Raw genomic sequence first — 18,071 nt, forward strand, 5'->3', positions numbered from 1 at the left:
ATGGCACAGGAATTAGAGGATATTCTGGCAGGCGGCGACAGGCTGTTCGAAGGCTTCTTCGAATGGCTCGAGGGGCAATACGACGCGGCTTCCGGCGGTTTCTATTATGCCCGCAGTTCACGGGATTCCGGGGCGTTCGTTCCGGACATCGAGTCGACCGCGCAGGCATTGGGCATTATCGAGCGATGCGGGCTTCTGCAAAGACTGTCCGATGGCATCAAGGCGGGGCTCGTTCGGTTTTTTCAGTCCAAACAAGACCCCGCGACGGGTTACTTTTACGATGCCGATCCCAACATGAGAACAGACGATGTGATGGTGGGACGAGCGCTTGGGTACAGCGTGGGAGCACTCCGCAAGTTGGGTGCAGCCCCCTTGCACCCGCTGCCGGGCCATCGGCATATGGCTCCGGCATATTGCCGCTCTCCCGAGGAATACGCGGAGTGGCTGCGCTCGATCAGTCTGGTGAACAGCTGGCGCGGCTGCGATCGTCTGTGTAATTCGGCCCCTTATTTATCCCAAATGCCGAAGGAAGAGAGGGAGCCGTTTTTGCGTGAGGCGCTGTCGTATTTTGCGAGCATACAAGATCCGGCGACGGGGCTGTGGGGCGAAGGCACGCCTTATGTCCGAATATCGGGAACCTTCAAGCTGCTGACGTTCTATAATCGGTTTCAAGCTCCCTTGCCGCGGATATCGGAAATATACCATTCGTTGATGCGTGCGCTGCAAAGCGAGAAGGCCGTTGATATGTGTTATATCCGGAACCCGATCAGTCTCCTCACATCGATGAAGCTGCGCATCCCGGAGCAGGATGTTCGGATCATCACTGAAATCACCTTGCAGAATATGGCGCGTCTCAAACGCGCGGACGGCGGATTTTCACGGGAAATCGATCATTCCCCGCCGGCGCCGAATGTGGCCCAGGTAAAGCCGGGAGAGTATTATCCTGACATGCCGGAGGCGGTTCCGCTGGGCAATGGAGAGATAGAGGGGGATATGAATGCGGGAACCCAGGCGATTCTGATCCGCTATTCGCTGCGGGAGCTGGGCGGGCTGCAGGAGCGAAAGCTGGATGCCGCCGATTCCGCATTCTCCAATCTTCGGGTAGCTGCAGATATATAGTTGCGGGTTTGAAGGCAAGGACCTTCTCATTAAGAAAGATCCATCTTCGTGCGGACATTTCGATTTTTTTGGTGATGGCCATAGGAAAATCCATGCCCTTCGCCGAAGAAGTAGAAAGCTCGTTTACGGAAGAATCGATGGTGCGAAAATAAGGCGCTTGGCACAGGAGAGGAGAAAGAGGATGGCGGAGATCGGGGTTTGGGAGCAGGCGGAGCCCGGTGTGACGAGGAAGGTATTTAAACCTGGGGCCGGTCTGATGATGATGGAGGTTCACTTTGAAGCAGGAGCGGAAGGGGCACTCCACAGTCATCCCCATGAGCAGATGAGTTATTGCCTGAAGGGAGCCATTGAATTCTATATCAACGGCGAGACAACCCTTGTACGTCAGGGAGACACCATCGTCATTCCCGGCGGAGCGGAGCATGGCGTGAAAGCACTCGAGCCATCCGTTCTTTTGGATGCGTTTACACCGTTGAGGCTTGATTTGCTTGGACCCGAAGAGAGTTGCAGCTGAAAGAAATCGATTCAAAGGACAACGACAACATATGAAGTCGGAAAGGAATGGATAGAATGAAGCTTTGGGAACAGGATACACCAGGATATGCGTCGGTGGAAGAGTCGTTCACGCCTTATATGACACCTTATCTTCTACAAAAAGAAACACCACACGGAGCCGTGCTCGTTCTGCCGGGCGGCGGATATGGACGGCGGGCAGATCATGAGGGCGATCCGGTTGCCCTGTGGCTGAATTCGATCGGCTTATCGGCATTCGTCGTTCATTATCGGGTTGCCCCGTACCGGCATCCTTATCCGCTGTATGATGCCCAGAGGGCGATTCGGCTCGTAAGGCATCATGCCAAGGAATGGAACATCGATCCGGAACGCATCGGAATTCTCGGATTCTCTGCCGGCGGACATCTCGCGGCCAGTGCAAGCACCTATTTTGATGAAGGAAATCCGGAGGCCGAAGATCACGTTGAGAGGCAGGGCTGCCGTCCGAACGCATCCATTCTCTGTTACCCGGTCATTTCATTTAAGGACTACTACCATGAGGGCTCCATTATCAATTTGTTGGGGGAGAATCCGGCGGAAGACTTAAGGAATGCAATGTCGCTCGAATGGGCAGTAAAACCGGATACCCCGCCTTCCTTTCTGTGGCATACCGCGGATGACGGCGCGGTCCCGGTCGAGAACAGCCTGATGTATGCCGGATCGCTGAGCAAGCAGCAAATTCCGTTCGAACTGCATGTTTTCCCGGAAGGCCGGCATGGCCTTGGCCTTGCGGAAGAAGATGCCAGTGTTTCGCAATGGACGCGCCTGTGCGAGGGTTGGCTGCAGAAGATTGGGTTCCTGTCGCAAGCCGTCGTGCAAGGAAGGTAGAACAAATCATATAACTTGAGAACGCTTGAACGCTCGATAAAAAAACAAGCTCATCTGAAGAATCCTTCAGATGAGCTTGTTCGTATAGCCTGAAGATCAGGACCGGCCTCGAATCTCCTGGCGGAGGAACAGGACGTAGGAGATGGCAAAGCAGATTAGCGTGGCTGCGGCCAGCCCGATAATTTGCGGCCAGACGAGCAGCAGGCTTTGGCCGAACGGCAGCGGACTGGCAATGGCTCCATACACCTGCTCCTGCGTGAGCGGACCGAGATTGCGGATGGATGGCATCAGCAGGGTGGTCGTCGCTTCATTGAACAGGGTATACGGCGACAGCCGGCCTAGCCACAGCATCAGATTCTGATAGCTCATGACATCTTGGACCGTCGCCGAGGCAGTACTGGGAGCCAGTCCCCGCGACAGCAGCTGCAGGATCATGTCAAAGAAAAAGCTGAAGAACAGCCAGACGGCGATGCTCGACAAGGCGGAGGTGGCCGGCTGTCGGAACCTTACGGAGAACGTAATGGACAGATTCAGCCAGAAGCCGACGTAACAGATCGTCACGACCAGAAAACTGATGATCCGTAAAAATTCCTCAAAGGTAGGCGGAATGCCGATAATCAGGGTGCCCAGTGCCATGGTCAACAGCCCGAGCGTGATAAACATGATGCTGATGACGATCAGGGAAGCCGCGAATTTCGCATTGAGCAGATCGTCGCGATGAATCGGCTGGGCCATGATTCGGCTGAGCGTGCCTTTGTTCCGTTCACTGTTGATGGCATCAAAACCCATGCCGATTCCGAGCAACGGACCCAGGAAACCGACAAACCCGATGAAGGTCGGAAGGGTGCCGTCCGAGATGGTGAACAGCTTCAGAATGACAAAATCATGGACCCCGTTCTCCGATCCGAGGGCTTCCCGTATGCTGTTCATGGCGGTATACAGCGAGGCTACGCAGGTTAAGGCAATGATGCCTAGCAGCAGGATGAAGCGCCAGCTGCGGATATGGTCCGCTATTTCTTTGCGGACAAGCACGCCGAATGCCGAGGGCATGGAGGGTTGGGCGGATTTTTCGGCTGCCGTTTCTCCGGGGGCCCGGGCGGGCTTGGCAGATCCCTTTTTCCTGTTTTCGAATAAGGCTTGCAGCCGGCGGCCCATGCCGGTCAGCTTAGCCGGTATGCTTGGCGTCGTTCGTTCTGCCATGCTCTTCACCTCCTGCAAAATAACGGTGGTAGATTTCGTCCAGGCCGTGCTGCTGGCGATTCAGCGAGAACAGCCGAACGCCTGCATTTACGACCGTTCGGGCAATCTCCGGACTGCAATCCCTACCGGCCCGAATCAGTACCTTAATTGGCAGGTCTCTGGTCAGCGTGTCGTTTGATTCAGCCGGACCGCTCTCGGCAGGCGGAACTTCGATTTGGTGAACCCCTGGGATGCTGCCGATGGCATCCCGCAGTTCGGGCACAAGCTCATCCAGCTCCGCCGTGATCATAATGGGATCATCCGCAAACAGAGTTCGGGACAGACTCCCGACATCGCCTTCGGCGAGGAGCCGTCCCCGCACGAACAAGCCGACGCGGTCGCAAATCTGCTGAACCTGGTGGAGCTGATGGGACGATAACAGCACGGTCAATCCTTGCTCGCGGCTGAGCTTCCGTATCAACCGCAGCAGCTCTTCCATACCTGTCGGATCGATGCCCAGGGTCGGTTCGTCAAGAATGATGATTTCCGGGGATTTCATTAAGACGTCGGCAAGTCCGAGCCGCTGCCGCATCCCGCGGGAATAAGCCCCCGTCTTCTTGTGGGCAGCATGCGTGAGCCCTACCTGCTCCAGCAGCTCCAATGCCCTTTCGCGGGCTTGGTTATCCGAAATTCGATTCAACCGCGCGGTTAGCATCAGGTTTTCGATTCCGGTATGGTCCTCGTAAAAGCCGACGTCATCCGGAAGGTACCCAACCCGCCGCTTCACGGGGATCGGCTCTCTTGTCGGATTGATGCCAAGCACGCTTATCGATCCCGAATCCGGTTCGCTCAGCCCCAACAGCATCAGGATCGTGGTGGATTTGCCCGCACCGTTCGGACCGAGCAGGCCGAAGATCTCACCCCGCCTAATTTGAAGGGATAAACGGTCCACCGCTCTCGTGTCGTGGTAACTCTTCGTCAGTTCCTGAATGTCAATGACCGTATCCATCAGGGTCATCTCCTTCCGTATTTGCGAATGAGGACATAAATGCCTCCCAGAATGGCTAATATGACAAGCACGCCGATCCAGCCCCATAGCATGGAACCTTTGACGGCTACGCGGAATTGGGCGTCGGAGCTTGCTTCGGCCGCAGCGGCTTTCAGGCTTGTGACATAATCGCCGGCGATGGCTTTGTCGCTTGAAGTCAGCTTGGCTTCTACCGTTGTGGATTTGCCTGCAGGCAGATTCTCGATCGTTTTCGGATTAAAGCTGACCTCCCAGTCCACCGGCGTATCGGCGCTGAGATTAATGTCCGAGAGTGGTGCGGTGCCCGTATTCTTCACCAGCAGCTCAATGGTTTTGCTTCCGCCTGCATTGACATTCGTGCTGAGCAAGCCGCTTGGCGTTGTAAGCTCCAGTCCGTAAGACCCTGTAATGACGGCTTCCAGCGCAAGCTCGGAGGACGTCGATGAATTGGAGGCGCGGATCGGTATGGAAAAGGAGCCTTCCGTCACCTCCGCAGGCGGCTTGACATCGACGGTAATGGATTGGCTTGCGCCTGCCTCGATTTCGACGGAGGATACCTGCTTGCCGCCTGACGTGAACGTAACGTCCCAACCCGCCTGGGCATCGGCGCTCAGGGCATAGTTTTGCTTATTGGCCGTTCGGTTTTGCAGATTCACCGTGTAGGTGAACGTGGAATCGGCGTGGCCCTCCAGATTGGCCTGATCGGTTGTGAGCTCGGTTTGATAGGTCCCTTTTTCCGTGATATCCACGGTTAACTGCAGACTGGCCATCGAACCCGCGGATAATTGAAACCGGTAGGAGCCTTTATCTACCTTAAGCGGCACGGTTACCTCCAGGGTCACCGATTCGGATTCGCCGGGCTTCACCGATACCTCCTTCAGCTGCCAGCCTCCACCGTTTAGCTTGGTGCTCCAGCCGCTCGGGAGGCTGTTGATTTGCAGCGGAACCGTAATGACGCTATTCGTATTGTTTTTGACCTCTAGCGGGTAATTGATGACTTCTCCAGGCGGAACGGAAATCGACGTATATGGCGTGTATAACGTGATTTCTCCGGCCGCTAACGCGGTGTTCCCCCCGCCGTACAAGCAAGCACCCAGGATGAACAAGAGCATCAGGCTCAGTTGCTTGGCTCGTTGTTTACATGATTTCATGACACTACCCCTCCTAAATTTTTTTGTCACAAAGAGTACGTTGGAACGGCCGGGATTGGATTTATCGGAAAGATTAAAATTACCTAAAAAATTCATTAAAGGAACATGAAAAGCGTCCCGGTTTATTCAAAAGCCAAGGACGGTTTGCTAAAATATTGAATCGAAAACGGCCGTATGCAGGCGAGCCATCCTTCATTTTTGGAGAGGAGATCAGGTTAGGGGGGAGTTGTGGGAATGAACGATCATTCCGCGTTATGGTTGGAGGAGATTGCCGAGGGCTCCGCCGCAGCATTCAGACGCTTCTATGATGCCTATGCCCGTCTGGTGTACCGGTTGGCTTTACAGATGACGAAGGACCCGGCCGAGGCGGAGGATGTATGCCAGGATATCTTCATGGAGGTGCTGCATAAGGCGGATCAGTACGATCCCGCCCGCGGAAGCGTCGAGGCTTGGCTGGCGGTGAGAACAAGGTGCAGGGCGATGGATCGCCTGCGCAAGCGGCAGCGCATCGCTGCGGCCGAATGGAACGGGGAGGCGCTGCCGGAGACGGTATGGAGCGAAGAGCAGGAGTCGGTTGAGCTGGCAGCCTTGCGACGGGTGGAGCTGGAGCAGGTAAAGGAGGCGCTGCAAGGCATTCCGCCCCTTCAGCGGATGGCGGTTTACGGAAGCTACGTCGAGCAGCGGTCCCACCGGGAAATGGCGGAATTGTTAAACCGGCCGGTCGGCACCGTCAAATCCTTAATCCGGTACGGGATCCTCAATGTCAGGCGGCGGCTCGATGCGATGAACGGGAAGGAAGGGGGAAGCGCGCAGCATGAAACTTTCAAAGCATAACCTTGAACATCTTGTTCAAGGTGACATCGGCTGCACGGCCTATCCCGAGGAGAAGCTTGTCGATTACGTGATGAAGCGTTTGCCGTACGCGGAGAGCAGGAATCTGGAGCTCCATCTCAAGGAATGCGAGGCGTGCTCCGGCACGGCGGCGGAATGGGCCGACCTTATGGGAGCAGAAGATCTCGCAATGCCATTCCATGAATCCGATGTCTTCGGGCAGGAGCTGTTTCGAAGCCGTGATATGGACGGCGAACAGCTCGGATCGACTCAGCCGGCAGGTACGGAGCCGGCCATACGGGGGGCCGTGCAGGATCAGGCTCTGAAGGATGGACCCGTGCCTCCCGATCGGCTGCGCCACAGGCTCATGCGAGCGGCTTATATCCGGTCCTTCCGAAGCAAGCTCCGAATCAGGAAGCATGCTGCCATGCAGGCGATATCCGGAGCGCTGCTCATCCTGTTGATAGCCGGTTTATTCACCTTGAAAGGGAACGACGTCCAGACCCAGGCGGCCTTCGAACATACCGTGAGCCAGCGGATTGCCGATATGCAGAGCGAAGATACCGAGCGGTACGTCATACAGCCCGTAGAGCCGTTTTACGGCAGCGGCTCGGTATGGCTCAAACGCGGTTCGGGAGAAATGCTGATCGTTGTGAACGGCCTGCATTCCTTGCAGGAAAAAGACTATCAGGTATGGCTGCAGGATGAGGAGCGGATGTCGAGCGCCGGCTTTATGCTGGTTCAGGGTCCGCAGGGAAAGAGTTATTATTACGGATTCGGCGCGGAGAACGCGAAGCGGATCGTGGTCAGCATGGAACCCAAAGGGGGGAGCCAGAGTCCGACCGGGCCCGAAGCCGTCCTGGTGAATATGGGGCCTTGATGCCCTGAGGTCGAGGTGCAGGGAAATGAGATGATCCAAGGAAGCACCTGGTCTACAATAGTGACTTTATCGAAGGGGGTGAGTTTTCGGATGTGGCGTGCAGATGCTTTTCTGGAATCCATGTATAACGAGGCTGTGAAAAAAACGAAAGACAGTCAGGCTGCCATGAGCGCCGAAGAGCGCAATCGGTATTTGAAGCATGCGCTTCGGCGATTGATCGGCGAGTTCGAAACCAACGAAAACCACAAGCCTGTCCTGCTCGAACGGGAATCATGCGACGGTTATATTCGCGAAAGGGTAGAATTATCAGCCGTACCGGGCGTATCCTTTGCGGCATATATCCTAATCCCGGAAGAGCAGGGGAAGCCGATGCCCGCAGCCGTCGCCGTTCATGGCCATGGATATGGAAGCCGGGAGATCGTAGGGCTGAGACAGGACGGATCCAGTGATCCGGATCCACCGGGTATTCATCGGCATTTCGCGGTTCAGTTGGTACAGCGGGGCATGGTGGTGATCGCTCCGGATGTGGCCGGTTTCGGAGAACGTCGCCTAGCCGCGGATCTTGCACGAAACGCGGAAGCCGCGAATTCCTGCCACCGGCTGTCCACCCAGCTGCTGATGCATGGCAAGACGCTCGCCGGTCTCCGCGTGGCCGAGACGCTAAGGGCATTGGACTATCTGGCTGAACGTCCCGAAGTCCAGCCGGACAGAATCGGTATCATGGGTTTTTCGGGAGGCGGCCTGATTTCGTTCCTGTGCGCGGCGCTGGATGAACGGATACGGGCTGCGGTGCTTGCAGGTTATCCCAACACCTTCAAGGACAGCATTATGGCGGTGCAGCACTGTATATGCAATTACATTCCGGGTATGCTGAATCATGCCGAGCTGCCGGAATGGATAGGCCTGATCGCTCCCAGACCCTTGTATCTGGAGTCGGGAGCCGATGATCGGATATTTCCGGCTGCGGGTTTTAACTCGGCGGTTGAACAGCTCAGGGAGGCCTATCGGCGCGCCGGCGCGGAGGAGAAGCTTCAAGCCGACCTGTTCCCAGGAGCACATGAAATTAGCGGCCGGTATTCGTATGATTGGCTGTTCGAACGGTTAAGCAGACCGGAGAATTGAGGATTTTCCCTGCTGGCCGCTGATCAGCACAGAAATAGAGCTCGATCTTGCATTTATTGAGGTCTGAACTTGGAAGAGTGGCGCATGCGCAGGAAATAAAAGCCGAAAAAGATGACTCCCGTGTGATCGGGAGTCATCTTTTTTACATGTCATCAGGGGGGTTAAGCGCTTCCGGTTTACTCCAAGTCATCCTGCCAATCCTGGATCAGAAAGTCGGCATCCGTATTCAACACCGCCTTGGCTTGGTCGCTGACATGGCGTCCCATAGCCTCTTTATTCAGGTGCTTGGCAAAATTCTGCATATGTTTCGCGGCCTGATCCCGTCTTCCCTTATCCAGATGATGCTGGGCTTGATTAAGGGCATTGCTCAGCTGGGGAATGAGTGGACCGCGTACATCGCCTGAATCCGCGAATCGCTCGACTAATTGTTTCATGGAATTCACGCTGGTAATGACCCGGAACCGGAGGTTTTTCTGAAGCTTGTTTCCTGAGCGGTCCTCGGTCGTAATCGTGGCGGTTTTATCGCCCAAGTTGCCGGCCAAATCAATGTCGATAGGATCCATGGTCATCGGATCGAGGGTGTATGCCTTTCCGTCGATGGTGATTTCGGCAAAACGAATGGAAGAGTCCAGGATTTTAAAACGGAGGGGCGTATAATCCTCCATGGAATCGCCGTCTTGCAAGCTCTTGCCATTCACAGTCAGAGAGAAGGCAGGCGAGTCGGTTACCTCGAGGGTGATCCCCTGCGAAACATTGCCGGATAGATCCTTGGACCGGATGAAAAGCGAATAATCCTTGCCCGCTTCGATTCCTTGTATTACTGCTGTTTGAATTCCGCGATTGACCTCGATGACGTCTCCGACCTGCTGCCCATCGCTCAGCAGCGTAATTTGCACTTTTTGAGCATCGATATCGTAAGGACCGTCCCAATACAGCGTCATACTGCCCTCTCCGCGCTTCACCTGCACGTTCTCTACTTCGCCCGGAGCAACGTCGTCTTCTTCGGGTATGGTAGGAGGGGCAGGCTCCGTGAATACGGCCGGATCGCCAAAGGTGAATTTATCGAAGTTGTATAACCAGTCTCCGCCTTTAAAAGACATGAATACAATGTGTTTTCCCGTTACGGGAGTCGTTACGTCCGCCGAGAAAACCTTGAAATTTTGCCAGCCCCCGGTTCCCGAGACGGTTCCGGCAGCAATAACCGGCCCGTTAAGGCTATCCAGTCGGACTTCAATTGTCCCGCCGCTAGTGTCGCTGGCCGCATTGACATGGAACTGGGTTGGGCTTTCGCTGCCGAAATCGATGTAATTGTACATGGCATAAGGATTATTCGGTCCAAACATGCCGGCCAGGTAGGTTTCCCCTCCCCCGGTTTCGTTGCCGAAGCCTACTCCGTTCGTATAGTTTTCGGCCTCCAGCTTGCCGTAAGCATCCCTGGCTTTTCCTTTCATGGTTGTAAAGGTGAACCACTCCAGATTAAGGGGATAGTCACTGCCGTTCGCTCCCTTGAAAACCAGGTAAACATCGTGCACCCCTACGGCCAGGGTGTCATCGATATTCGCCATAATATCGACCCAACGATCCCAGCTTCCAAGCGCCGGAATTGGGATTACGCCTGCGGTAGGTCCATCCAGGCCGTCCAACCTGACTTCGATCGTGCCGCCCTGATTGCCGCTCGCCACATGGACGGTCACGCCTGCCGCGCCCGATCCAAAGTCGATTCCTTCATAAGCCGCATAAGCATTGTGATGGATACCGTCTAAGTACCCAAGCTCGGCATGTTTGCTGAGACCTTCGCTGCTGTCGTAATTTCCCGCTTTAAGCTTGGCATAGGCATCGGTTTCGGTCGGATCGGTCGTCGTGAATTTAATCCAGTTCAAATTGAACAAATAATCGTCATTCGTTTTGGTGAAGACAAGATACACATCATGGACGCCGGTAATGGAGCTTGGCGATCCCTGGTCGTCCTTAAGTAGGGTGACGGCATCGATATAATTATTCCAGCCGCCCGTTCCCTCTACGTTTAAGGTCCCGACCTTGGGGCCGTCTTTGGAGTCGAGCCGGATTTCGATATGGCCTCCGCCCGTTCCGCTGGACGCCCTGGCGATGAAGCCGATAGCCCCTTCTGATCCGAAATCCACATTTTTATATGCGGCATAAGAGCCGTGCTGAATTCCGCCCAGTTGGAGCGAGCCTTCAAACGCACCCTCGAGCACGAATCCGGAACCGATATTATAGCGTTCCGCCTCGATTTTATCGAAGGGATTCTTAACGCCATAATGAAGGTCGGCTTCCATCGGCTTGATGACGTTCAGAGCTTGAACGGCAGCAGCCGAGGACCAGGACTCATAGGTTCCGGACAGCAGCTGTCCTGCCCAGTTTCCATCCACGATCTGATTCGGATTGCGGTGGCTCCAGGCCATTTCGGTATTGAAGGCAAGCCATTCGTCGAAATCAGCGCTGAACTCCGGGTGCTGCCCGGTCTCATCCAGTGTTTTTTGCAGGTGGGCCAAATTGCGCATCAGGATCGTTTTGCCGCCCTTCAGATCCCCGTTGGGACCTTCATAGTTCAACACGCCGTTTGCATCCACCAGACGGCTCTTGGTAAACTTCGCGGCTTTGACCGCGTCGTCGAGGTAAACCGCATTCCCGGTCGCTTTATACAATCCGACGGCCGCTCCGATGTATGTACCCTGGTTGTAGTGAGTGGCGTCCGGAACCGCGCCGCGTTCGAGCTCGATCCGGTCGAATACTTTTCCGTTTCCGTCCGTCAGCATCGTTTTGCCCCATCTGAATATTTGGGTTGCCGCGTTTAGATAATGCTCATCCTTCGTAATATCGTAAAGATACAATGCCGCTTGAGCGGCCGGGAAATTGATGCACGCGTTCTTGGTGTTATGGTCGCTGTTCAGCCACCAAATGCCGCCGCTCGCGAATTCTTCGTCCCACTGCGTGTCGTACACGAAATCGAAATGATGCCTCGCTGCCTCCAAGTATCTTGGGTTCCCGGTGATTTGATAGGCTCTGGCGCTGCCCATCGCCCACCACATGATATCGTCATTGAACGGATTATTCGTCCAATCTTCGCCATACTTGGCTACGGTGCCGTCATAAACATCGTCGATCTGTGTTCTGAGCTCAGCCTTCAAAGCAGGATCGGAGGTGTGCTGATACGCATCCATGACCAATTCCCACAGCTCGGCCTCCACCCAGAAGTCCTGATGCTTGTCGCGTTTGGTATCCTTCCAGAACATCTTGGCGTTCGGATCCCAGAATGTTTCGTTATAAGCTTTCATCGCCGTATCCCCATCCGATGCGGTATAGGCATAGGCTTTGGAAGATCCGATCCCCGGCATGGAGCCAAGCAAGAAAGAGAGGGCCAAAGGCACCGCCAAAAACCTGAACCATTTGCCTGATCTTCGTGACATGAATATTCCTCCTTCATTTTCAATTGGAAGCCGATCCGGGCAGATTCGCGATCGGCTTCATGAGCGCTTGATGCTTCCGGTTATTTGCCGGTAGTGATCACGTTATTGATTTTTTCAGCCATCACATCCAGTTCGGTGATCGGGGCTTTGCCCATCACTATGTTTTTCCATGATGCTTCGATGAACGGGTACGCTTTGCCCGCCCACGTCGACAGGAAACGAACCGGCTGCGTATTCGGGGATTTCAGAATATGATCGAGGCCTTCTCCTACTTCGGGATGGCCCGCCGCTTTCAGCGCATCGTAATAAGCTGCGGAAGAAGCCTGGTAGGCTGCAGGAGCGACCGGGGTCGATGGGAGGACCTCTTCATACATTTTGGAATCCAGGTACTTGAGCACTTTCCATACCGCCTCGGGATTTTTGAGCGTTGCCGGGCTGGACCAGCCTACGGCGTCATAAATCTCGGTCTGGCTGTTCACCACCGGCATCGGCGCGTAGCCCCATTCCAATTCCTTGGGAGCCGTGCGGATCAGATCGTCCGCTACCCACTGTCCTTGCAGGGTCATCGGAACTTTGCCTTGTTTGAACGAGCTCATGGCATTCGTTAAATCAAAGGTAGGGGGATTCATGTAGCCGTTTGCAATCGCGGACTTGTACTTTTCGACGCCTTCCCGGAATTGGTCGCTGATTTCCACCTTCGTCGGGTTGATAATGGCGTCGGCAAAGGGAGCACCGCCCGCGGAAACCGAATAGAGTGAGACGTGGAAGGGATCAAGGGGGGCATAATAACCGAATTGCTGCACGCCGCCTTGATTGCTCGAAAGCTTCTCCATCGCCGCAAAGAATTCGTCATAGGTCCAGCCGATTTTCGGTTCAGGAAGGCCTGCCTCCTGGAAGGACTTTTTATTGTAAAAAATGCCGTACGTGTTCAAGAGACCCGGTAAGCCAACGAGCTTGCCCTCATAGTACCAGCTGTCCACCACGCCTTCGTAAAAGCCCTCCATGAACGCTTTGTCCTGGGTGGCAAGCTCCGTCCAGTCGTAGAGAAGTCCCTTGCCGGCATTATCGAGCAGCATGTCGTTGCCGGTCATGAAGATGTCCGGCGCTTTCTTGGCCGTGATCATCCCGTTGATCTTGACACCGTAATTGTCCAATGGCGTAGGGATGAGTTTTACTTTGATGTCGGGGTTTTCCTCTTCGAATTTTTTCATGGATGCCATGATTTTTTCGTTCATGGCCGCCGACTCCCAAGTAATCATCGTGACTTCGACGGGTTTGCCGGATCCCGCGTTATCTTGTCCGGACGGCGCGTTCCCGGTGTCTGCCGAACCGGAGCCTCCGCCGCCGTTCCCGCCGCAAGCGGCCAGCAGACTTGAGAAGAACAATAAAGCGATGATAGCGCTGGCCCACCCTTTTGCACCCTGTCTCATTGAAAGACCTCCCCAAAGGTAAATTTAATGATCTGAACATCACCTTGTTTTCGCTTCAGCCAACCCGGTCTGCATCACCTCCCATCCGTGAGGACGACTTACTTCAAGCCTGCGGAATTCATGGAGCCGAGCCCCTGCATAAAAAATTTCTGGCCAAAGAAGAAGAGCAGCAGCATCGGCAGGATATAAATCAGATCCGCGGCCATGAACAAATTCCAGGCTGTCGCATAGGTGCCCGTATAGGTAGCCATTGCCAGAGACAGCGTCCATTTGCTAGGGTCGATAATATAGAGCAGGGGTTCCAAATATTGATTCCATGCGCCTTGGAACGCAAAGATCACCATGGTCATGATCACCGGCATCGACATGGGCGCCAATACTTTAAGCAGCACATACAGGTCCGAAGCCCCGTCGATTTTGGCCGCCTCGTCAAACGAAACGGAAATCGTTCTTAAATACTGGACGAACAGGAACGAGAACGTGGCGTTTCCAAAAAAAGCGGGCACGATGATGGGCAGCCACGAATCGTACCATCCGATGCTGGTGTACAGATTAAACATGGGAATCATGCCTACGAATCCGGGAAGCATGAGGCTTCCTATAAATAGCGAGAACCACAGCTTCCGGCCCGGGAACTTCAGCCGTGCGAGCCCGTACCCGACCAGCACCGAGCTGATAATCTGCCCGATCGTGCAGGTGATGGCAATGAACAGGGAGTTCCCGAATGTTTGCCAAAAGTTGATTTCCTTCGTTCCGGTCACGAAATTGGACCAATGAAATTCCCGCGGAAACCATTCGGGCGGAATTTTGAACACGTCATTGTTGCTCTTCAGCGCAATGGTGACCATCCAGAAGAGAGGGAACAGCATTGCTATGGCGCCGATGGCCAAGATCATAAATCGAAAGGCGTCAATCCAATTGAACCTTGCTCTCCGCTTCACGCGAATGTCCGCTGGATTCAGGTTTCCTCTTAGTTCCGGCCGTACTTCCGCTTGCATCGCTTCTTACCCCCTTATTTGTCGCTTTCGTAATAAACGAACCGGTTGGAGTACCGGTATGAAATAACGGTAAAAATCATGATGATAACGAACAGAACCCATACCTCCGCGATAGCATATCCAAACATTCTTCCGTTGAAGGCATCGGTATAGATTTTGTAATTCAGCAGGGAAGTGGAAAAATTCGGCCCGCCTCCCGTCAGCACCTGAACCTGGTTAAACGCCTGGAATGCGCCGATGATGCCGAGTATAAGCTGCAGAAACAGGATGGGCGTAATCATCGGAAGGGTAATGTTGATCGACATTCGCCATCTGGAGGCGCCGTCGACTTCGGCGGCTTCATACATGTCCTGCGGAACCGACTGCAGCCCGCTCAGAAAGATGATGACGCTGGAACCGACCTGCCATAAACCGATCAACACAATGGATGGAAGCGCTGTCGTTTCGCTCGTCAGCCATGTGCCCGGCGGCAGCCCGAACTCCCTTAGCAGCGAATTCGCCAGCCCGTATTGCGGCTCATATATGAATTGCCACAACGTGAGCGTAGCGATGGAGGGAACGACGACCGGAAGATAAAAGATGGTGCGGAACCATTTGATGCCGGTCAGGTTTTTGTTCAGCATCATCGCCAACAACAAACCTAGGACCAGCGATAACGGAACACTCAGGATCACGAAATAAAACGTCGCGCGGATCGATGGCCAGAAAGCCGGATCCTCCGTGAACAGGTATCTAAAGTTCTCGAAGCCGATAAAACGGGGGGTGTCGTATCCGCTCCATTCCGTCAAGGCATAATACATGGACGAAAGCAGGGGATATCCGACAAAAACACTGAAACCGATAATGGACGGCAAAATGAACAGATAGCCGATGACCCAGCCGCGCAGCTTTCTATTGGTTCCCATGATGATCCCGATGACCTCCTAGGCGTTCATTCGCTTTGACCCGAATGCCGTTATAGTCCATGATCAGCTCGCAGAACATCATATTTGCCCAAGAAAACCATGGGCGGGTATAACGGGCAGGGTCGTCGACCAGAAATCCCTCATGCATCATGCCGGTGCCAGCATCGGTATCCGCCATTAACCGAAGCAGCCGAAGCTTCTCCTCTTGATCGGTGGTCGTCAAGCCCTGAATGGCCAGCCCAATCGGCCATATATAACGAGCCGGCGTATGGGGGCTACCGATGCCGGAGGCGGCAGTGCCCTGGTAATAATACGGATTGGCCTGGCTCAGCACGAACCTGCGGGTATTTTGATAGACCGGGTCATCGGCGCTTGCATAACCCAAATAGGGGATGGACAGCAGGCTGGGGACGTTGGCGTCATCCATTAGCAGGTGGTTTCCCATTCCGTCCGTCTCATAGGCGTAAATTCTTCCGTATTCGGGATGGTCGAGCACGCCGTACATCTCGATGCCATGCCGGATTTCATCCGCCAGTTTCGCCGCTTCCGCCTCCATCTCGGGATCTCGCAGGACGTCTCGGCAAATTTCCGCCAGATAACCGAGCACGACGACGGCGAACATATTCGACGGAATCAGGTATCCATAGGCGCAGGCGTCGTCGCTCGGACGGAAGCCGGACCAGGTCATTCCGGTATAAGCCACTTCCGTGCCTTTACCGCCGCGGGGCAGCGTGTCGCTTGGAGGACAGTTAAAGCGTTCGAAATAATACGGCGATTTCGATTCATGATGCTGTTCGGTTCGCCAAAGGGCCAGAATCGCCTTGGCAGCTGAATGGAATGTGTGATCGAGGTGAGAGGTTCTGCCGGTTTCTTTCCACAACAGGTAAGCAAGTTGGAGGGGGTAACACAATGAATCGACCTCATATTTGCGCTCCCAAAGCCAGGGGTTCATGGCGGTGCGATCGTTCTGATGGCCTTGACCGGAAGGCGAATCGTTAAACGCATTAGCGTAAGGATCCAGCAGGATGAATGCCGACTGCCTCCGTACGAGCCCTTCGATCAGATCGGCCAGTCTGGGGTCTTGGCCTGCCGGAACGAGGAACGGCCGGATTTGCGCCGCCGAATCCCTCAGCCACATGGCCGGAATATCGCCGGTAATGACAAAGGTGGTGCCGTCTGGCTGTCTTCGGATGGTCGATCCCAGCGTGTTGTCCAGCATGCTCCTGAACATATGTCCAAGTTTCGGATCATCCGGGGTGCCTTCGGATACCGTGCGGTGCAAATCGTGCAAAACAGCAAAATAGTCCAACGTAAACATGTTAGCTCTTCTCCCTTCCATAGTTCCGGGTGTCGATCGTTGCTGTCATGCCCATATATAAAACGCTTACATTCAATATAATTACATACCAATTTAATGTCAATATATTATATTTAATAAATTTTATGCTGTTATATTATTTTGTTGTTCTGCGCGAGTTAATGGTGGTTCTTTGGATCGTTTACTTTGGTTTGAAGTGAGATCTCTTTGTTTTAAAGATTTGAATTCTGCATATTCTTATATTTATATCATGTTATATTGATATGGGTCATGCCACTGGATTTTCGGTGTTTCGGATCGTTTATGTTTGGCAGCCGGATCCATTAGATCCGCAGAAACTCCATTGGCCCAAGACTGCGACTGGCGTTTGAAATTTACGGGAAAGCGATAGCGCATTTAACGATTTTGCGCATCAGTTTCCCCCGTACAGGCACTTCTGGGCCGCTGCCTACATACAATGAGAAGACCGAGAAACCGAGCGCGATAAGGGCCGGTTGCATTGTAACTTCGCAGGAGGTGTCCTAAAGTGCCTGGATTGTTTACCGCAATTGCTTTGTTCATTAAAGAGTTGACCCTGCTCGTTTCGTATGTGAAAAACAACGCGTTTCCCCAGCCTCTGACCGAGGAGGAGGAAGCTAAACATCTGCAGCGAATGGCCGAAGGCGATCCTCAGTCGCGGAATAAACTGATTGAGCATAATCTTCGGCTGGTCGCGCACATCGTCAAAAAGTTCGATAACACCGGCGAGGATCTGGAAGATCTCATATCCATCGGCACCATCGGTCTGATCAAAGCCATTGAAAGCTTTCGGCCCAACAAGGGGACGAAGCTGGCGACGTTTGCTGCCCGTTGTATAGAAAACGAAATATTGATGCACTTGCGTTCGCTTAAGAAAACGCGCAAGGACGTATCCCTGCATGATCCGATCGGAACGGATAAAGAGGGGAATGAAATTACTCTAATCGATATCCTCGGGACGGAAGCGGATGACATTGTGGATGCGGTGCAGTTGAAAATCGAGAAGAGCAAAATTTATCGAAATCTGGACATATTGGACGACCGGGAGAAGGAAGTTGTCATAGGACGTTTTGGATTGGAAGCCGGGGGAGAAGAACGAACGCAGCGGGAAATCGCCAAGGAACTGGGAATTTCGCGCAGCTACGTGTCGCGCATTGAGAAGCGGGCGCTGATGAAGCTGTATCATGAGTTTTATAAGCAGAAACGATAAGAAGCGGCTGTTCTCACATCAAAAGGATCGAAGAGGATTGTCTATATAAAGAAAGATAAAGCCACTTCCACATGA

15 protein-coding genes are annotated in these 18,071 nt (G+C 53.9%); 7 read left to right on the forward strand and 8 right to left on the reverse strand.

Going from position 1 to position 18,071, the window contains the following annotated elements:
• The 3 genes from MHI43_RS08425 to MHI43_RS08435 all read left to right on the forward strand — a co-directional run bounded on the left by MHI43_RS08425 (window position 1) and on the right by MHI43_RS08435 (window position 2,499).
• Window positions 1–1,119: a hypothetical protein gene (locus MHI43_RS08425; protein ID WP_036666139.1), complete on the forward strand. Its 1,119-nt coding sequence runs from the start codon at window positions 1–3 to the stop codon at window positions 1,117–1,119.
• Window positions 1,120–1,300: 181 nt separating this feature from the next.
• A complete protein-coding gene (locus MHI43_RS08430) occupies window positions 1,301–1,633 on the forward strand; it encodes a cupin domain-containing protein (protein WP_036666137.1) in 333 nt (110 codons plus the stop codon).
• A gap of 56 nt (window positions 1,634–1,689) precedes the next feature.
• Window positions 1,690–2,499 (forward strand): alpha/beta hydrolase, encoded by an 810-nt coding sequence (locus tag MHI43_RS08435; protein ID WP_036666135.1) that lies wholly within the window; start codon window positions 1,690–1,692, stop codon window positions 2,497–2,499.
• A gap of 96 nt (window positions 2,500–2,595) precedes the next feature.
• Here MHI43_RS08435 and MHI43_RS08440 read toward each other — a convergent pair whose 3' ends face one another.
• Genes MHI43_RS08440 through MHI43_RS08450 form a run of 3 tightly spaced genes read right to left on the reverse strand, consistent with a single transcriptional unit; the run spans window position 2,596 to window position 5,856 of the window.
• Window positions 2,596–3,699: an ABC transporter permease gene (locus MHI43_RS08440; RefSeq protein WP_145035255.1), complete on the reverse strand. Its 1,104-nt coding sequence runs from the start codon at window positions 3,697–3,699 to the stop codon at window positions 2,596–2,598.
• Entirely contained in the window at window positions 3,665–4,687 is a 1,023-nt protein-coding gene (locus tag MHI43_RS08445) for an ABC transporter ATP-binding protein (protein WP_036666133.1), read from the reverse strand. Before MHI43_RS08445 ends, MHI43_RS08440 begins: the two co-directional genes overlap by 35 nt.
• Before the next feature lie 5 nt (window positions 4,688–4,692).
• Complete coding sequence (locus MHI43_RS08450; protein ID WP_036666131.1) at window positions 4,693–5,856, reverse strand: NEW3 domain-containing protein; 1,164 nt, start codon at window positions 5,854–5,856, stop codon at window positions 4,693–4,695.
• Between the two features lie 234 nt (window positions 5,857–6,090).
• Here MHI43_RS08450 and MHI43_RS08455 point away from each other — a divergent pair, with 234 nt between their 5' ends.
• From MHI43_RS08455 to MHI43_RS08465, 3 genes are all read left to right on the forward strand, one after another.
• Window positions 6,091–6,690, forward strand: a complete 600-nt coding sequence (locus tag MHI43_RS08455) for a sigma-70 family RNA polymerase sigma factor (protein ID WP_015734135.1) — start codon at window positions 6,091–6,093, stop codon at window positions 6,688–6,690.
• Window positions 6,671–7,567, forward strand: coding sequence for an anti-sigma factor (locus MHI43_RS08460; protein ID WP_036666130.1), 897 nt, complete (start codon window positions 6,671–6,673; stop codon window positions 7,565–7,567). The genes MHI43_RS08455 and MHI43_RS08460 overlap by 20 nt, the downstream gene beginning before the upstream one ends.
• 90 nt (window positions 7,568–7,657) lie before the next feature.
• Entirely contained in the window at window positions 7,658–8,689 is a 1,032-nt protein-coding gene (locus MHI43_RS08465; protein WP_036666129.1) for an alpha/beta hydrolase family protein, read from the forward strand.
• A gap of 176 nt (window positions 8,690–8,865) precedes the next feature.
• On the opposite strand, the gene MHI43_RS08470 is transcribed toward MHI43_RS08465, so the two are convergent.
• The 5 genes from MHI43_RS08470 to MHI43_RS08490 form a co-directional block, all read right to left on the reverse strand.
• On the reverse strand, window positions 8,866–12,117 hold the full coding sequence (locus MHI43_RS08470) for a carbohydrate-binding protein (protein ID WP_036666128.1): 3,252 nt from the start codon (window positions 12,115–12,117) through the stop codon (window positions 8,866–8,868).
• An 80-nt stretch (window positions 12,118–12,197) separates the two neighbouring features.
• Window positions 12,198–13,547 (reverse strand): sugar ABC transporter substrate-binding protein, encoded by a 1,350-nt coding sequence (locus MHI43_RS08475; protein WP_036666127.1) that lies wholly within the window; start codon window positions 13,545–13,547, stop codon window positions 12,198–12,200.
• A 98-nt stretch (window positions 13,548–13,645) separates the two neighbouring features.
• Window positions 13,646–14,545 (reverse strand): carbohydrate ABC transporter permease, encoded by a 900-nt coding sequence (locus MHI43_RS08480; protein WP_036666125.1) that lies wholly within the window; start codon window positions 14,543–14,545, stop codon window positions 13,646–13,648.
• 14 nt (window positions 14,546–14,559) lie between these two features.
• Window positions 14,560–15,450, reverse strand: coding sequence for a sugar ABC transporter permease (locus MHI43_RS08485; RefSeq protein WP_036666123.1), 891 nt, complete (start codon window positions 15,448–15,450; stop codon window positions 14,560–14,562).
• Window positions 15,437–16,768 carry a glycoside hydrolase family 125 protein gene (locus MHI43_RS08490; protein WP_036666122.1) on the reverse strand — a complete coding sequence of 444 codons (1,332 nt, stop codon included), beginning with the start codon at window positions 16,766–16,768 and terminating at the stop codon, window positions 15,437–15,439. Before MHI43_RS08490 ends, MHI43_RS08485 begins: the two co-directional genes overlap by 14 nt.
• A 526-nt stretch (window positions 16,769–17,294) precedes the next feature.
• Here MHI43_RS08490 and sigK point away from each other — a divergent pair.
• Window positions 17,295–17,996, forward strand: a complete 702-nt coding sequence (sigK, locus tag MHI43_RS08495) for an RNA polymerase sporulation sigma factor SigK (RefSeq protein ID WP_006208952.1) — start codon at window positions 17,295–17,297, stop codon at window positions 17,994–17,996.
• Window positions 17,997–18,071 lie beyond the last annotated feature (75 nt).

The sequence above is a fragment of the Paenibacillus sp. FSL H8-0457 genome, from assembly GCF_038051935.1.
Taxonomy (GTDB): Bacteria; Bacillota; Bacilli; order Paenibacillales; family Paenibacillaceae; genus Paenibacillus_AQ; species Paenibacillus_AQ lautus_A.

Excerpts from the sequence above, each read along its gene's own strand:
- MHI43_RS08425 (WP_036666139.1), top strand. The coding sequence starts at position 1 with ATGGCACAGGAATTAGAGGATATTCTGGCAGGCGGCGACAGGCTGTTC.
- MHI43_RS08430 (WP_036666137.1), top strand. The coding sequence starts at position 1,301 with ATGGCGGAGATCGGGGTTTGGGAGCAGGCGGAGCCCGGTGTGACGAGG.
- MHI43_RS08435 (WP_036666135.1), top strand. The coding sequence starts at position 1,690 with ATGAAGCTTTGGGAACAGGATACACCAGGATATGCGTCGGTGGAAGAG.
- MHI43_RS08440 (WP_145035255.1), bottom strand. The coding sequence starts at position 3,699 with ATGGCAGAACGAACGACGCCAAGCATACCGGCTAAGCTGACCGGCATG.
- MHI43_RS08445 (WP_036666133.1), bottom strand. The coding sequence starts at position 4,687 with ATGGATACGGTCATTGACATTCAGGAACTGACGAAGAGTTACCACGAC.
- MHI43_RS08450 (WP_036666131.1), bottom strand. The coding sequence starts at position 5,856 with ATGAAATCATGTAAACAACGAGCCAAGCAACTGAGCCTGATGCTCTTG.
- MHI43_RS08455 (WP_015734135.1), top strand. The coding sequence starts at position 6,091 with ATGAACGATCATTCCGCGTTATGGTTGGAGGAGATTGCCGAGGGCTCC.
- MHI43_RS08460 (WP_036666130.1), top strand. The coding sequence starts at position 6,671 with ATGAAACTTTCAAAGCATAACCTTGAACATCTTGTTCAAGGTGACATC.
- MHI43_RS08465 (WP_036666129.1), top strand. The coding sequence starts at position 7,658 with ATGTGGCGTGCAGATGCTTTTCTGGAATCCATGTATAACGAGGCTGTG.
- MHI43_RS08470 (WP_036666128.1), bottom strand. The coding sequence starts at position 12,117 with ATGTCACGAAGATCAGGCAAATGGTTCAGGTTTTTGGCGGTGCCTTTG.
- MHI43_RS08475 (WP_036666127.1), bottom strand. The coding sequence starts at position 13,547 with ATGAGACAGGGTGCAAAAGGGTGGGCCAGCGCTATCATCGCTTTATTG.
- MHI43_RS08480 (WP_036666125.1), bottom strand. The coding sequence starts at position 14,545 with ATGCAAGCGGAAGTACGGCCGGAACTAAGAGGAAACCTGAATCCAGCG.
- MHI43_RS08485 (WP_036666123.1), bottom strand. The coding sequence starts at position 15,450 with ATGGGAACCAATAGAAAGCTGCGCGGCTGGGTCATCGGCTATCTGTTC.
- MHI43_RS08490 (WP_036666122.1), bottom strand. The coding sequence starts at position 16,768 with ATGTTTACGTTGGACTATTTTGCTGTTTTGCACGATTTGCACCGCACG.